Raw genomic sequence first — 15,766 nt, forward strand, 5'->3', positions numbered from 1 at the left:
CACTAGAGTGCTAATGTGATGGTGTATAGTATTTTAACGCAATTCTAAATAACCGTCAAATTTCATGTATATAAAAAGACATGCTCACGTAAAATAATTCGTCTTTCAACTACTTTATTTCCTCGAACATGCCTTTTTTTCTTTTATTTCGTATTAAGATTTTTCAGATAATTTCTTTTCTCGTTGTTCCTTTGTATAAATAATTTGCATAGGGTTCCCACCAACCATCGCGCCTGCTGGTACATCTCGGTTCACAAGTGTCATTGCCGATACTACTGCATCATCGCCAATTGTAACACCTGGTAAAATGGTTGAATTGGCTCCAACCATGACACGACTCCCAATCTTCACATCACCTAATCGGTACTCATCAATTAAATATTCGTGCGCTAAAATCGTCGTGTTATAGCCAATAATCGTATCGTCGCCCACTGATATTCGTTCAGGAAACATCGTATCCGGAACAACTTTTAAAGCGAAAGCTGTTCGCTCACCCACTTTCATATGTAGTAGATGGCGATAGAGCCAATTTTTCATCGCTAGAAATGGTGTGATGCGTGCGATTTCAATGACGATAAAACATTTCGCCACTTTCCAAAAAGAAACCGTCTTGTAAATTTGCCATAAAGAAGAGGCTCCCTCTACTTTATAGCGTGTCGTTTTGCGCATAGGCTTCCACTCCTGTAATTTGATATAAATCACGCATATGGTAAAGCATATAAGTTGGGTGTAGTGCTTCTAAAAATGCTGCTCCCTTCAACGACCAAGCGACACCTGCTGTATGAACACCTGCATTTTGTCCGCCTTCAATATCGTGATAGTTGTCTCCAATCATAATAACTTCATGCTTTTGTAAACCAAGTTCTTGTAGAGCGAGTAAGACAGGTTCTGGATGTGGTTTAGTATGTTCGACCTCATCGTTACTAATAATTACATCGAATAGTTCTTCTACACCTAATACATGTAAACCAGTTAAAATAGCTTCACGTCTTTTTGTTGAGACAATGGCTAATTTTAAACCAGCTCTCTTCAATTGCTTTAGTACTTCGACTACACCGTCAAATTCTGAGACCAATTCGTCATGGTGCGTACGATTCCACGTAATATATTCTTTGATTAAAGTTTCAGCATTTTGTGGATCAATTGCTGTAAATGTTTCTTTTAAAGAAGGTCCGATAAATTGAGCCATATCTTCTTTTTTATATTTCCCAGGAAATTTTGGTGATAAGACATGATAAAAAGTTTCCATAATTAATTCGTTTGTATCTAATAATGTACCGTCAAAATCAAATAATAATCCTTTATAATGCATAGCTAACACTCCTTTTATATAAAACAACCCGGGCTACATGATGTAGTTCCGGGCGTTCTACTATTTATCTTTATAACGTACAACTGGATTCATCTTCTTACGACGATAAATCATCACAATTGCCGCAATAACTAATGCAATTAATGATACCATCTGCGCTGTACGAAGTGGGCCAATGTACAAACTATCTGTACGAAGTCCTTCTACGAAATAACGCCCGAATGAATACCACATCACATAGATTAAGAAAATTTCCCCACGTAATAGATTCACTTTTCTAAGTAGTAATAAAACAATCAATCCGACAATATTCCACATTGATTCGTAAAGGAATGTCGGGTGATGATAAAATCCTTGAACATTCATCTGTTCAATGATCCAATTTGGTAAATATAGGATTTCTAAAAATGAACGCTCTACGACACTACCGTAAGCTTCTTGGTTCATGAAGTTGCCCCAGCGCCCAATAATTTGACCGATTAAAATCGATGGAGCTAGAATATCGGCTACTTTCCAGAAGTTGACGCCACGCTTTTTACAGAAGATTAATACAGTAATGGCACCACCAATCAGTGCACCATGAATGGCAATACCACCTTGCCATATTTGAACAATCTGTCCTGGATTCTCTTTATAGTAACTCCATTCAAATAATACATAATAAATTCGGGCACAGATGATTGCAATTGGAACCGTCCAAATTAATAAATCTGTTAAAAAGTCGTCTTTAAAACCTCTTTTGGTCATTTCACGCTGCGCAACTACATAGGCAATGATAATACCTGTTGCGATTAAAATCCCATACCATCGAACCGCTACAGGCCCTAAATTAAAGGCTACCGGATCAATTTGCATTAATAAAAAATCCATCTCTTTCTCCTTCCACGTACAGGACTTACCCCTGTCCTTGAATTACATCTTCTAGTCTCTTTGTAAATTCTTCCGCAGAATTAACACCAAGATTTTTTAGACGGTGATTCATTGCCGCTACTTCAATAATAACCGATAAGTTTCGTCCCGGCCTTACAGGAATTGTCAGCTTCGTTAAATCGGTATCTAAAATACGCATTGTATCTGTCTCGATTCCTAGTCTATCATATGTTTTTTCGGAATCCCAAACCTCAAGGTCGATGACAAGAGAAATTCTTTTATGGCGACGAACAGCTGAAGCACCGAACATTGTCATAATATCGATAATTCCAATACCACGAATTTCTAACATATGTGCAATAAGCGGCGGCGCATTCCCAATCAGTGTGTTCTCACTCTCTTGGTAAATTTCAACACAGTCATCTGCGACAAGGCGATGGCCTTTCTTTACAAGCTCTAGTGCTGTCTCACTTTTACCGACACCGCTATTTCCTGTAATGAGTACGCCTATTCCATAAATATCAACCAATACACCATGTACAGCTGTTGAAGGTGCTAAACGACTCTCTAAATACGTTGTCAGCTTACTTGAAAAACGTGTTGTTGATAGATTCGTTGTTAGTACTGGTACATGATTTTCTTCCGAAGCTATACGTAATTCTTCAGGTACTTCCATATTATGCGAAATAATAATAGCAGGAGTATCTTCTGCACATAACTTTTGCATGCGCTCAATTCTTTCCGCCTTTGGTAACATTAAAAAGAATGATAACTCTGTCTTGCCGAGTAACTGTACACGCTCTGCTGGATAGTGCGTGAAATAACCAGCCATCTCTAAACCCGGTCTCGAAATATCACTTGTTAAAATGTGACGACCAATTCCTTCTTCCCCACAAATGAGATTCAAATTAAATACTTCCATTATATCTCTCGTACATACTTGTTCCAACTTGTTCACGTCCTCTCAATCGTACGTTTATTTTATCATGTAGCGTGCGGAATTTCTTCCTTAAAACGATACAAAAAAACAGCTCGATTGTCATTTCTACAATCAAACTGCTTTTTAAATTACTTTTGAGTTGAAAGCCACTCTGCAACTGCTTTTGCTTCGTCGCCTTTGACAATACCACCAGGCATGCCACCTTGACCATTTTCAATAATGTCTAAAATCTCTTTTTCAGATTTCTTTGCACCGATATCTTTAATTGAAGGTGCATTCCCATTATTTAATTCATTCCCATGACAGCTAATACATTTCTGTTTTGCAATCTTTTCGCCATCTACTTTTGTTGAATCATCTGATCCTGATTCACTTGAACCACAAGCACCTAAAAGTAATGCCGAACCGAGAATAGTTGCAAAAAATACTTTTTTCATGTCTTTCCCTCCAGTACAAGCTTCTTCATTCTAACTTATTATACAATAACAAGATTCATACATAGATTTCAATTATCACGAAAAAAGGAACTTCTATTAAACTAATTGGAAGTTTGTTACCCATTGATTTGCTTTTTCCACAACTTCAAATAGTTCGTCTGTTTTTAGTTGAAGCTTATCCTCTAAACGGGTTACTTCTTCCCAATCTAAACGTTCTAGTGCAATTGCCATATCTAAAACTGGAGATAGGGCTGTTTCACTTCCTGAAATCGTTTCAACAATTTCATCTGACAAAGGTAACTGCGCCAAAATAACGTTCATTGGTTTTTCTAATAAAGCATCAATTAATGAGAACATACCCACTAAAAAATACTCTGAGTTATTACGATAACCAATTCTTTTCGCCATGAGCTCACATATTTTGGCACGACAAAGTGATGTCTTCATTAATTCTTCATACATATCCGCTTTAGGCTTTTTACTCCATTCACGATAAATTAAAATTTGCACCCATCTTTGCAAATCCGTTAACCCGAGTAGTAAAATTGCTTGTTTAATCGAACGTATTTTTCGTTTTGTTCGTTTAGAAGAATTATTAATGAGCTTTAATAATTTGAAAGAAAGCGCAACATCATGTTCAATATGATCAACTAGCCCATCAACATCTGGTTCTTCACTATTTAATAAAGCAATTACTTTATAATATTGCAGCATATTTGCTGGAATTTCATTACCTTTAATAATTTGAGGCTGTTTAAAATAGTACCCCTGAAACAACTTATACCCAATTGTTCTAGCTTCTAAATATTGTGCTCTCGTCTCTACTTTTTCTGCAAGCAATGTGATATGTGGATAATGTCTTAATACTTTCTCTTCAATTTCATGTCGTTCTACTTCTGTCGATAGCAAAAAATCCACTTTTATGTAATCAACATATTGAAAGAGCTGGTCATATAAACTCACATGATTTTGAAGAACAAAATCATCTAAAGCAATGCGAAATCCCCTATTATGAATCTCTTTGACACGCTCCACTAACTCAGCTGTGATTGGCACATCTTCTAATACTTCTACTACCACTTCTCGCGATGATAAACTTTCAAAAATATCACTTTTTAATAGTGCATCCGTAAAATTAATAAAGCATGGCTTACCACTCGCTAATTCATCAAAACCAATTGAAAAGAAGGAGTTTATAATGACCTCTACCGTTGCTAAATCGGAGTCTACAGCCATATATTCATTCTGTTCTTGGCCATTTCTATATAAGAGCTCATAAGCAAATAATTTTTCATTTTCATCGAAAATCGGTTGTCTACCGATAAAAATCTCCATTTTCCTACTCCCTCACTATTTCGTCCATTTTATTATAGCAATATTTATGACTTTAGTCTTTACCTTCTATATAAAATATATAATTTTTGTACCATACATACAGTTATTCTAACCTAATAAATAGAAAATATTTCACATTTAATTATTTTTATGATAATATCATTTGGATTATTTGGTAAATATTATAAATTTATTCTATCATAAAAAAAGGGAAATCGGCTATTTTAGCGATTTCCCTTTCATTTTTATTTTATTTTAATATAACAATTAGTTACTTAGTCTCATTAAAGATAATTGACCATTCTGTTTTCTTATCTAACATCTCTTTCGCTAACTGTTTTGCGCCTTCTAAACTATGGCTTGCTGCCCAGCCACACTGAACTTCGTTACATGCTGGGACTTCTGTTGCGTCTACAACATCTTGTAATGTATTTTCTAAAATTGTTAATACTTCATCATAGTCTGTATGATTAATCATCGATAAATAAAAACCTGTTTGACATCCCATCGGACTTAAATCTACTACGTAATCTGTATGATTACGAATATTTTCAGCCATTAAATGTTCAATTGAGTGAAGTGCAGGCATCTCCATATGCTCTTTATTCGGTTGTTTAAAGCGAATATCGTATTTATATACCTCATCTCCGTGCTGCCCTTTTTTAATTCCTGCTAGGCGAACAAATGGTGCCTGTACTTTTGTATGATCTAAATTAAAACTTTCTACATTCATTTTTTCTGTCATCATAAAAACCCCTTTTAAATTAATTATTAAGAATATTCTAACATATATTTATTTAAAAAAAGACCTTTGCCATTTTTTAAGCAAAAGTCTTTTTATTTTACGATATAGTTGATTTTCTCGATTTAATAAAGCCAACGAATGCTGGAATAACCGAAAGGAAAATAATCACAATTAATACGGTAGAGAAATTCTCTTTTACAATTGGGATATTACCAAAGAAATAACCAAGTAATGTACAGCTTCCCACCCATAACGCCGCGCCTACGATGTTATACATTAAGAAGTAGCTATACTTCATTCGACTTGCACCTGCAACGAATGGAATAAATGTACGAATAAAGGGCATAAATCGTGCGATGACGATTGTTTTACCGCCATGCTTATTAAAGAACGCCTCTGCTTTATTCATCTTTTCTTGATTAATCATTTTCCCCATAAGTGTACCTGGACGAATCGTTGTCCCTACTTTTTTACCGATTTCATAATTTAATGAATCACCAATTACAGCAGCAAAGAAGAACACAAGAAGCAATGTTGGTAAGCTTAATGAACCAATTGCGGCAAATGTTCCTGCGGCAAATAATAGCGAGTCCCCTGGTAAGAATGGAAAAATAACAAGACCTGTTTCAACAAAAACGATTGCGAATAAAATACCGTATGTCCAGTTGCCAAAGTCTCGAATGATTTCTACAAGATGTTGATCGATGTGTACGATAAAACTAATAATATATTCAATCATGCTAATCATCTTTTTTCATCCACAATCCTTTTCTATGATTTCTTTGTCTATCATACCTTTTTGTATATAAACTGTCATGTGAAATTGAACGTCACCATCATGGAAAAGTTGCTATTTTAAAGAAATTTACAATTTCTTAACAAACCAATTTTGAATGGCTTCTAATCGCTGTAAACGCAAATTCGGTAAACCAGTTCGTGATAAATCATGATTTGCCTGTTCAAAACGAATAAACTCTACCTCTTTCCCCATTGACTTCATTGTTACATACAGCTGTTCTGCTTGTTCAATCGGACAACGATCATCTAATTCTCCATGTAAAATCATCAGTGGTGTTGTACTATTTTTGACATATTTTAATGGCGAATGCTCCCAAAGTTTGTCTACATCATGCATATCCCCTTCAATTTGCCATGGTGTGAAATAGTAACCGATATCGGATACGCCAAAGAAGCTCACCCAATTTGAAATAGAACGTTGCGTCAATGCAGCTTTAAATCGGTCTGTATGTCCAATAATCCAGTTTGTCATAAATCCACCATAACTACCACCTGTTACACCTAGACGACTTGAATCAACCCATGCGTATTCTGATGTTGCTAAATCCACTGCTGCCATTAAATCTCGGTAATCACCGCCACCATAGTCACCACGACAACCATTTACGAACTCTTGGCTATAACCATGACTACCACGAGGATTCATGTATAGGACACCATAACCTTCTGCAGCGAGTAACTGCATTTCATGCATGAATGTATTCGCATACATCATATGTGGACCACCATGAATCGCTAACATCAATGGATATTTCTGTCCTTCTTGGTATTGAGCTGGTTTCATCAACCATCCCCATACAAGTTGTCCCTCATTCTCCACTTGAATAATTTCTGGCTTAACTAGATGATGTGTTTGTTCATAGTTTTCATTGAATTGTGTAAGTTGATGACGTTCGCCTGTTGTAACTTCATGTAAATAGAGGTTACTAACGGTTGTCGGTGACGAACAAGCAATCAATGCATATTGTCCGTCCTTTGTGATGTCATACCCGTAAATATGTTCTTCTTCAGGTGTAGCAGGATAGATTTCCCCACTCAATGTTGCGTAGTACAGGCGTACATCGCCCATTGATGACATTTGGAAGTAGAGATCATTTCCTTCCGTCCAAACAACAGAAGGTGCTTGAACACTCTGTTGTACATCGCCAATTGCATAGTCTCCAACAGGTAAGTCCATCATCGCGGTTAATGACCAAGCGGATTGCTGTGTTACATCGTATACATACACTTCATTATGTGTGGCATTACGATAGGGTTCGTTTGGCGACACCTCAAAAGCAATGTAAGCTCCGTCATGTGAGTACGTTGCTCCACCTAACGAACCATCCATATCAAAGATTTTTTCCATTGTTTTTTCTTCTATTGAATATTGTAAGAGTTGCATCGAAAAATCGTCATCTTTTGCTGTAGACCAATTCGTTAATAATACTGTCTGACCATCAGGCGAAACATGCTGTACACTATAATTCGTTTCGTCTTTTATAAGCGGTGTTATTTCCCCAGTTGTCACATCCAACTTTGCAAAAGCAGCATATTGTTTCGTATTGAGTAAACCTACACCATTCAATTTATAGCGCATGCGATCGACATGATAGGCTTCTGGTTTTTTCTTCTCTTTCTTTTCTTCTAAAAAACCTTGCTCTATTTTTGCTGTAAAATAAATTGTCGCATTATCTATATGCCATTGATAGGAAGTAATGTGACGTAACTCCTTTACAACTGCTCGCGCTTCTCCGCCATCAATCGGTAAAATATATAAAGTTGCCTCTTTCTCCCTTGTTGAAATAAAGGAAACCATCTTGCTATTTGGAGACCATTGAACCGAAGAAATACGTTCTTTTCCAAAAGTAAGCTGTTGTATCTGTCGTGTTTGTAAATTTAATTGATACAAATAGTTATAGTACGTATTTTCTTTTTCGTCTATTACTGTTTTCAGAAAAACAGCCTGTAACTGATTTGGTGCGATAATAGGTGTCGCAACTGATACCAATTCAAATAAATCTTCTTTTTCTACATATTTTTTCATCTAATTCACACTCCTCTACTACCATTATAAACCTGTTATAGAAAATATCACAAATCTAATTAATACACATTATTTCTCGTTATACTTTAAAAGTAAATCAAAAATACATAAATTTTCTATATTGCCTATTTCTTCATATCGGTGTACACTTTTTAAGTATTATAAATGCTTGAAATCACTTGTATTTTCTGAATTTTTAAGGGATATAATCTATTTATATCATGCGAATTGGAAAACATTATGCTATCATGTTATGGAAACACAAAAAATGCACTAAGGGGAGTTGTTTTTTATGAGTAATAAGCAACCACAACTCAAGCGAGGTCTCGAATCAAGACATATTGCATTGATGTCGCTCGGCGCTGCCATCGGAGTAGGTTTATTCCTAGGTTCAGCTGGCGCTATCAAAATTGCTGGTCCAGCAGTCTTACTGACATACGCAATGGGCGGTCTTGTTATTTTCTTTGTTATGCGTGCTTTAGGTGAAATTGCAGTTGAAATTCCTGTAGCAGGATCATTCAGTCGTTATGCACAACAGTTTTTAGGACCACTAGCTGGATTTATTACGGGGTGGAATTATTGGTTCTTATGGATTGTAACGTGTATGGCAGAAATTACAGCAGTCGGTATTTATATGACATTATGGTTCCCAGATTCACCAAAATGGGCTTGGGCACTTGCAGCACTTGTTGCGATGACATTAGTCAACTTAATTGCCGCAAAAGTATTTGGTGAATTCGAATTCTGGTTCGCCTTTATTAAAGTATTTGCGATTATCGCGATGATTGTAATTGGTTTAGCTGTTATTCTATTTGGGATTGGCAACGGTGGTGTTGCAACCGGTTTCTCTAATTTATGGTCACATGGTGGATTCATGCCAAATGGATTCTCAGGCGTAATCGGCGCATTACCAATTGTTATGTTCGCATATCTAGGGGTGGAGATGATTGGCGTAACAGCTGGTGAAGCAAATAATCCAAAAAAGACATTACCAAAAGCAATTAATACGGTATTATGGCGTGTGTTAATTTTCTACATAGGTGCATTAACCGTTATTCTATCAATCTATCCTTGGAGTGATATGGACGGTCAAAGTAGTCCATTCGTTATGATGTTTGATCAAGTAGGTATTCGCTATGCTGCTGGTATTATTAATTTTGTCGTATTAACAGCTGCTTTATCAAGCTGTAACAGTGGTATTTTCAGTACAGGTCGTATGTTATTCAACCTAGCTGGTCAAAAACAAGCACCGAAAATTTTCCACAATGTTGGAAAAACAGGTGTACCAACTGTCGCAATTCTATTCTCAGCTATTGTTTTATTAATCGGTGTTGTCTTAAACTACTTCGTAGATGAAAAAGTATTTATCTATTTAACAAGTGTGTCGACATTTGGTGCCATTTGGACATGGCTCATTATATTATTTGCGCAAATTAAATTCCGTAAAACACTGACAGGCGATCAAGTAAATAAGCTGTCATTTAAAAATATTTTTTATCCATTAGGTTCTTACTTTGCAATCGCTTTCTTATCCATGGTTGTTGTGCTTATGTATTTCAACGTGGATACACGTATTGCACTCATCGTAGGTCCTATCTGGATTGCCTTACTCATTTTCTTCTACTTTGTTGTTTACAAAAAGCAAAAGAATCAAGGCGATTCATTCTAAATTTCAATACGAAACAGGCTGAAGCATATATGCTCCAGCCTGTTTTTTATTTTGAATCCGTATTTTTTTGTTCAGTCTGTTCATTGTATTTTTGTTCTTGTTGCACTTTTTCACGCGTTTGTGAAATTGGATTACGCCCATCCATATCGGGTCTTGTACCTGAAGTCGCCTCATCAAATGGTGCATATATGTGATCTGCTTTATTGTGTCGGAATAAATATCTGAAAATCACATAAATCACAAGAATAACGAGTATTAGACTAATCGCTCCCCAAACAATTGTTGCAATCATCTCAGTTCCTCCTCTGCTAATTGTCTTTTCAATACCTTACCTGTAGAATTCTTTGGTAATTGCTCGACAATTCGTATTTCTGTAGGACACTTATACTCTACTAAATGCCCTTCACAATACATTTTCAAACGTTCTGGATGAATTTCTTCTTTCAACGTAATATATGCACATACCTTTTCACCGTATTCTACATCTTTTAATCCAACAACAGCTGCTTCTAATACCGCTTCGTGTTGATATAAAACTTCCTCAACTTCTCGTGGATAAACATTATATCCACCTACAATGATTAAATCTTTTTTACGGTCAACAATAAATACATAACCCTCTTCGTCCATATAGGCTAAATCACCTGTGTATAGCCAGCCATCTTTTAAGACATTAGCGGTTTCTTCAGACATTTTATAATAACCTTTCATCACATTCTTACCACGTACTGTTAATTCACCAATCTTCATACGCGGCACTTCAAGTCCTTGTTCATCTACAATGCGATTTTCTACATGAACGATACTCTGCCCGATTGAACCCACTTTTTGTTTACCTAAAGGATTAAAACATGTAACGGGAGACGCTTCGGATAAGCCATACCCTTCTGAAATACGAAGCTGGAATCGTTCTTCAAATTGTTCAATTACTGCCTTTGGTAAAGATGAACCGCCTGAAATAGCTAAACGAATTGAACCGAGTGGCTTTTCATAACTAGATTCTGTATGTAGTAAAAAATTATACATAGTAGGAACGCCCGCCATAACAGTGGCTCCTTGTTCATTTGCTGCTTCGAAAATTCGAACAGGGCTAAAATGTGATTGAAGAAGTAGTGTTGCACCTTGTAAAAGTGGTGCATTGACAGCTACGGTCAATGCAAAAACGTGAAATACAGGTAATACTGTAATCATACGATCATCATGATAAATACCTAGAAATTCTGCTACATCTCGAGCATTTTCAAATAGATTTTCATGCGTTAACATAGCTCCTTTGGGATGACCTGTCGTACCTGATGTATATAAAATAACAGCCACATCTGCCATAGAATGTATATGAATATCTTGTAAACAGTTGTTTATAGAGGATAATTCAACTATTTCCACAGAACATACTATTGCCTCTAATGCTTGATATTGTTGTGTGACCAGTACAGTCTTTGCATCACTTTGTTCTAGAATGTATTGAATTTCGTGTTTAGTGTAATTTGGATTAATTGGAATGGCTGTTGCCCCCATTGCCCAAATTGCATAGAGTGAAAAAATAAAGGTTGGCTCATTGCCTATCATAATCGCAATATGGTCCCTTGCTTTGTACCCTTTCTCCTTTAAATCTCGTTGAATTCCTTCGATTACACGACTCATTTCTTCGTATGTATAAGATTCACGTTCTGCTTGAATCGCTAATTTAGTTGGATTTTTTCGCACATTTTCAATAAAGCTGTTCAAAAGACTCATATCATCACACTCCTATTACGTTACATTGTATGTTAATTTTTTGCATTTCACAATGTTAAGAAAAAAACAGATTGGGACAAAACAGTTCATCTTCTTTTTTAGCGTTCGCAACAAAAAACTGGAACCGCACCATAGCGCGATTCCAGTTCTTCTTATGCTCATGTGGGGTCATGTTTTTACACTTATCCCCCCCAATTTATTTTTAAATTAAATATTTATTTTTAAATGCGCTAAATAACGCCAGCGAATGAGATAAAAATAGAGCAATTGTAAGAGTGATACGCCAATCATCACTAAAATAATCTCCCTCATAATTGATAAATCTGCAATACCTCGCCAAAATACTTGTAAAGAGATGAAAGCAAATAAGCTATTCACCATCGCAATCGCCCATGGTAAAAAGAACTGTGGAATGAGTTGTCGATTAACGAGTTTACGAATTTCTTTTTTCGTTACACCCATTCGGTACAATGTTTCATATTGTTTTTTCTCTTGTTCTAGATTCGTATAAAGTTTGAAGTAAATAAAACTTCCCGCAGCTAGGAAAAAGACTGCTGCAGCTAATAAACCAATGAATAATAACAGTGCGAATGTCGAACGAATAAACGAATAATCTAAACCTGTATTTTCAAAATAAAAAGGTAATGATGCTTCAGTTCCCATCGCATAAGCAGTATTAATCATCATTTCTAGGTCATGCCCTACATATTTAGTATCTTGCCATTTTGGGACATTAAAAATATAAATATGACTTGAAGACTGTGTACCATTCATGCCTGTCATAGGTGCATAAATACGTTTAAAATCTTCATCACTGACAATAATTTGATTCGTCCCTAACTTATCTGCTGGGAATACAATTTTCGGATAGGCAGAATCAATATGTAGTTTCACATTTGATTCTTGTAGCGTTGTATAAACATTTTCTTTTGATAGCATTTTTAATGACTCTTCCGAATACGCTAGGAAAAGCGCATGTCCTTTTTCTAGTGAGACAAGTGGATAACCTAACGAAACAGCTAAATTATTCAAATCTTTTTCGCTAATAATCTTAACAGGTGCATACGTTTTAGAAGAAGTCTGCCTTTTTACGACGACACGATCTAATCGATAACTTAATCCCTCTTCTTGTAGTTCATGTTGAAGGTTCGTAATATGACGATGTTCATACGGGTTGTCTGCTGAACTTGTATATACGAGACTGAGTGGATTCAGTTGATGATATTTATGCGAAAATGTTGATAGTGAACTCAATGTGCCAATCGCTAAAAAAGCGAGCGTTGATACCATCGACGAAATGAAGAACATGCGTGCATTCTCTTTTAACATGGCTGCTACTTCTGAAACAGATAGTAAACGATATTTACGCCAGTAAACATGTTTATTTTTCCGAATGAGCTTTAAAAAGACTTGTACTGTATCTGTAAAGAATAAATACGTACCGAGTGTCACGATTGGTGGTAATAATCCTGCTAATGTCACTAAGTTACTCTTCGTCGCATTGGCAGCTAAAACGTACCCTACAACCAGTAATACCATACCAAAGATTGCACGCGCCCATGAGAATGTGACATCTTCTGGTTTTCGCTGTGTTCCTTTAATTAGTTGAATGACATGATCGTCTTTAATCGTAAAAATACTCACATAGGAGATGACGATAAATAGTGTCATAAACGTACCAATCGTAAGTGCAAAAGGCTTCCATGAAAAATAAAGTGCAAGCGATTTAATCTCTAAAATTTCACGTACAACCATGAAAAAGAACTTTGAAAAAACAAAGCCAAATAGAATACCTAAAATGACTGAAGTCATACCAATAATTAGAATTTCTAAAAGAACTAAACGATTTAACTGTTTTTTTTCCATTCCTAATTGCATTAAAATACCGAATTCTTTTGAACGCGCTTCTAAAAAGGCACGTACAGAATAGAATAAAAAGAACAGCATAAATAACACTAAAATAATTTCCGCAATAAACATCCCACGAAATGCAATCTCTGTTACAAATTCATTCTCAACACGCGGATGATACATGAGCATGGAATAAATGAAAAATACCATGACCGATGAAATACTTGCCATAAAAAAGGCCGCATATACACGGCTATTTCGAATGACATTACGGAAGGCGAACTGACGTAAAGTCACCAACATTCCCCCCTAGTAAGCTCAAGACATTCAAAATCCCTTGGAAGAATGTTTGTCGCTGATTGTCTTTATAAATTTCATTGAAAAACTCCCCGTCTTTAATGAACAGTACGCGGTCACAATAACTTGCTGCAATCGGGTCATGTGTTACCATAACAATTGTGGCGTTTTCTCGTTGATTAATGCGTCCTAATAACTCTAGTACATCCTTTGTTGATTTAGAATCTAAATTCCCTGTTGGTTCATCAGCTAAAATCAGCGTAGGACGGTGAATTAATGCACGACCAATGGCTGTCTTTTGTGCCTGACCACCTGAAATTTCGTTCGGTCTTTTTTCTAAAATTTTCGTTAAGTCCAGTTCTTGTGCTAATACATCAATACGACGCTGCATCTCCTCTACATTCATACCATCAAGTGTTAGAGGTAGCACCATATTTTCTTCGACATTGAGCATGGGAAGTAAGTTGAAATCTTGAAATATAAAGCCGAGTTCTTTTCTTCTAAAGTAAGCAAGCTCTGTTTTATTTAAGTCATGTGGATTCACACCGTCTAATTCAATCACGCCAGAAGTCGGACGATCAATCGTGGAGATAAGATTGAGAAGTGTCGTCTTGCCACTACCAGATGGTCCCATAATCGCTAGAAACTCACCCTTCTCTACTTCAAAGCTAAATTGATTCAAAGCACGATGCGTCACTTTACCTTCGTATACTTTCGTCACATCTTCAATTTTCAATAAAGCCATTTTCATCCCTCATTCTAAGCGTATTTAAAACAAACGGTAATTGTTGTTCCTTCTCCGACCGTTGATTCAATCGTCAATTTATGTCCTAATTTTGTGCAGATTTCCTGTGCTAAATAAAGCCCCATTCCTGTCGATTCTCCCGTTTTACGACCATTCTCTCCTGTAAAGAAAGCTTTCGTAACACGTTTTAAGTCCATCGCTGGAATACCAATTCCTTCATCCCGAATTTGAAGTGCAATTCCTTCTTCATGTTGAATCGCTGAAATATATACTTTTTTGCCATCTTCAAACGTATATTTCACCGCATTCGTTAAAAACTGTCCTATCATGAACTTGAGCCATTTTGGATCAGTTGGTACTTCAATATCATCTGATACATCAATACTTGGAAAGACATGATTCGAGATAAAAAGGCGTTTGTGTTGATTGACGACTTCTGTCACGATTTGTTTCAAATGTGTTTGCTCAATTTTTAAATCTTCTTCAAATGTATCCAATCGTGCATTCATTAATACCATTTCTAAACCATGTTTTAGGCGTTCCATCTCTTCACGTGTACTTTTTTTATCGAGTGGTTCATCTTCTTGCAACATCAATTCCATCACTGCAATTGGTGTTTTCATCTGGTGTACCCATTGATTCATAAACTGAAGATGACGATTTTGTTTTGCATATAATTCTTGCGCTTCTAGCTGATAAATACGATATAACTCATGCATGTACTCCTCGACTTGTACTTCTTCTGCTGTTTTCGCATTTTTTTGAAGCGCATCATCCATCGTCGTTGGTAAATGCACAATTTTTTTATAGAATGCTTGGCGCATCATATAACGTAAAGCTAAAAAAGTCAGCGTAAACACAATCGTTACGATGATGGAGTAAATAGCTGTACTCGTATTACGAAAGCCATCTAACCAATAAAGTAGCAGAATAAATGCTACAAGAAACAATTCGAACACGAAGAAAATAGCGTGGTCACGAATGAAAAGCTTAAGTGCTGCCAT

15 protein-coding genes are annotated in these 15,766 nt (G+C 36.1%); 1 reads left to right on the top strand and 14 read right to left on the bottom strand.

All coding sequences use genetic code 11. From position 1 onward, the window contains the following. Positions 1-153: 153 nt before the first annotated feature. From QN089_RS11975 to QN089_RS12015, 9 genes are all read right to left on the bottom strand, one after another. A complete protein-coding gene (locus QN089_RS11975) occupies positions 154-669 on the bottom strand; it encodes an acyltransferase (RefSeq protein WP_068451178.1) in 516 nt (171 codons plus the stop codon). Further along, entirely contained in the window at positions 647-1,312 is a 666-nt protein-coding gene (gene ppaX, locus QN089_RS11980) for a pyrophosphatase PpaX (RefSeq protein WP_068451173.1), read from the bottom strand. The genes QN089_RS11975 and ppaX overlap by 23 nt, the downstream gene beginning before the upstream one ends. Positions 1,313-1,372: 60 nt before the next feature. Beyond that, a complete protein-coding gene (gene lgt, locus QN089_RS11985; protein ID WP_285215393.1) occupies positions 1,373-2,182 on the bottom strand; it encodes a prolipoprotein diacylglyceryl transferase in 810 nt (269 codons plus the stop codon). A gap of 25 nt (positions 2,183-2,207) precedes the next feature. Beyond that, the gene (gene hprK, locus QN089_RS11990) at positions 2,208-3,131 is read right to left on the bottom strand and encodes an HPr(Ser) kinase/phosphatase (RefSeq protein ID WP_285215394.1); all 924 of its coding nucleotides are present in this window, start codon (positions 3,129-3,131) and stop codon (positions 2,208-2,210) included. A gap of 119 nt (positions 3,132-3,250) precedes the next feature. Beyond that, the gene (gene cccB / locus QN089_RS11995) at positions 3,251-3,559 is read right to left on the bottom strand and encodes a cytochrome c551 (protein ID WP_285215395.1); all 309 of its coding nucleotides are present in this window, start codon (positions 3,557-3,559) and stop codon (positions 3,251-3,253) included. A gap of 96 nt (positions 3,560-3,655) precedes the next feature. After that, entirely contained in the window at positions 3,656-4,894 is a 1,239-nt protein-coding gene (locus QN089_RS12000; protein ID WP_285215396.1) for an EAL and HDOD domain-containing protein, read from the bottom strand. A gap of 271 nt (positions 4,895-5,165) precedes the next feature. After that, on the bottom strand, positions 5,166-5,639 hold the full coding sequence (locus tag QN089_RS12005; protein ID WP_068451158.1) for an S-ribosylhomocysteine lyase: 474 nt from the start codon (positions 5,637-5,639) through the stop codon (positions 5,166-5,168). Between the two features lie 97 nt (positions 5,640-5,736). Beyond that, complete coding sequence (locus tag QN089_RS12010) at positions 5,737-6,384, bottom strand: VTT domain-containing protein (RefSeq protein WP_285216432.1); 648 nt, start codon at positions 6,382-6,384, stop codon at positions 5,737-5,739. A 120-nt stretch (positions 6,385-6,504) separates the two neighbouring features. Next, positions 6,505-8,463: a S9 family peptidase gene (locus tag QN089_RS12015; protein ID WP_285215397.1), complete on the bottom strand. Its 1,959-nt coding sequence runs from the start codon at positions 8,461-8,463 to the stop codon at positions 6,505-6,507. Positions 8,464-8,755: 292 nt separating this feature from the next. Between QN089_RS12015 and QN089_RS12020 the strand changes: the two genes are divergently transcribed. After that, a complete protein-coding gene (locus QN089_RS12020) occupies positions 8,756-10,132 on the top strand; it encodes an amino acid permease (RefSeq protein ID WP_285215398.1) in 1,377 nt (458 codons plus the stop codon). A gap of 46 nt (positions 10,133-10,178) precedes the next feature. Here the strand turns inward: QN089_RS12020 and QN089_RS12025 are convergent, their stop codons facing one another. The 5 genes from QN089_RS12025 to QN089_RS12045 form a co-directional block, all read right to left on the bottom strand. Beyond that, positions 10,179-10,424, bottom strand: coding sequence for a hypothetical protein (locus QN089_RS12025; protein ID WP_068451151.1), 246 nt, complete (start codon positions 10,422-10,424; stop codon positions 10,179-10,181). Continuing rightward, positions 10,421-11,869, bottom strand: coding sequence for an AMP-binding protein (locus QN089_RS12030; protein WP_068451149.1), 1,449 nt, complete (start codon positions 11,867-11,869; stop codon positions 10,421-10,423). Before QN089_RS12030 ends, QN089_RS12025 begins: the two co-directional genes overlap by 4 nt. A 207-nt stretch (positions 11,870-12,076) precedes the next feature. After that, the gene (locus tag QN089_RS12035) at positions 12,077-14,017 is read right to left on the bottom strand and encodes an FtsX-like permease family protein (protein WP_285215399.1); all 1,941 of its coding nucleotides are present in this window, start codon (positions 14,015-14,017) and stop codon (positions 12,077-12,079) included. Then, a complete protein-coding gene (locus QN089_RS12040; RefSeq protein ID WP_068451145.1) occupies positions 13,989-14,762 on the bottom strand; it encodes an ABC transporter ATP-binding protein in 774 nt (257 codons plus the stop codon). The genes QN089_RS12035 and QN089_RS12040 overlap by 29 nt, the downstream gene beginning before the upstream one ends. Positions 14,763-14,776: 14 nt before the next feature. Further along, positions 14,777-15,766, bottom strand: a complete 990-nt coding sequence (locus QN089_RS12045) for a sensor histidine kinase (protein WP_068451143.1) — start codon at positions 15,764-15,766, stop codon at positions 14,777-14,779.

Source organism: Kurthia sp. YJT4 (genome assembly GCF_030219945.1).
In the GTDB taxonomy this organism is placed as follows: Bacteria; Bacillota; Bacilli; order Bacillales_A; family Planococcaceae; genus Kurthia; species Kurthia gibsonii.

Coding starts and splice junctions, on each gene's coding strand:
- QN089_RS11975 (WP_068451178.1), bottom strand. CDS start 669: ATGCGCAAAACGACACGCTATAAAGTAGAGGGAGCCTCTTCTTTATGG.
- QN089_RS12015 (WP_285215397.1), bottom strand. CDS start 8,463: ATGAAAAAATATGTAGAAAAAGAAGATTTATTTGAATTGGTATCAGTT.
- ppaX (WP_068451173.1), bottom strand. CDS start 1,312: ATGCATTATAAAGGATTATTATTTGATTTTGACGGTACATTATTAGAT.
- QN089_RS12025 (WP_068451151.1), bottom strand. CDS start 10,424: ATGATTGCAACAATTGTTTGGGGAGCGATTAGTCTAATACTCGTTATT.
- QN089_RS12020 (WP_285215398.1), top strand. CDS start 8,756: ATGAGTAATAAGCAACCACAACTCAAGCGAGGTCTCGAATCAAGACAT.
- lgt (WP_285215393.1), bottom strand. CDS start 2,182: ATGGATTTTTTATTAATGCAAATTGATCCGGTAGCCTTTAATTTAGGG.
- QN089_RS12000 (WP_285215396.1), bottom strand. CDS start 4,894: ATGGAGATTTTTATCGGTAGACAACCGATTTTCGATGAAAATGAAAAA.
- QN089_RS12030 (WP_068451149.1), bottom strand. CDS start 11,869: ATGAGTCTTTTGAACAGCTTTATTGAAAATGTGCGAAAAAATCCAACT.
- cccB (WP_285215395.1), bottom strand. CDS start 3,559: ATGAAAAAAGTATTTTTTGCAACTATTCTCGGTTCGGCATTACTTTTA.
- QN089_RS12005 (WP_068451158.1), bottom strand. CDS start 5,639: ATGACAGAAAAAATGAATGTAGAAAGTTTTAATTTAGATCATACAAAA.
- QN089_RS12040 (WP_068451145.1), bottom strand. CDS start 14,762: ATGGCTTTATTGAAAATTGAAGATGTGACGAAAGTATACGAAGGTAAA.
- QN089_RS12045 (WP_068451143.1), bottom strand. CDS start 15,766: ATGGCAGCACTTAAGCTTTTCATTCGTGACCACGCTATTTTCTTCGTG.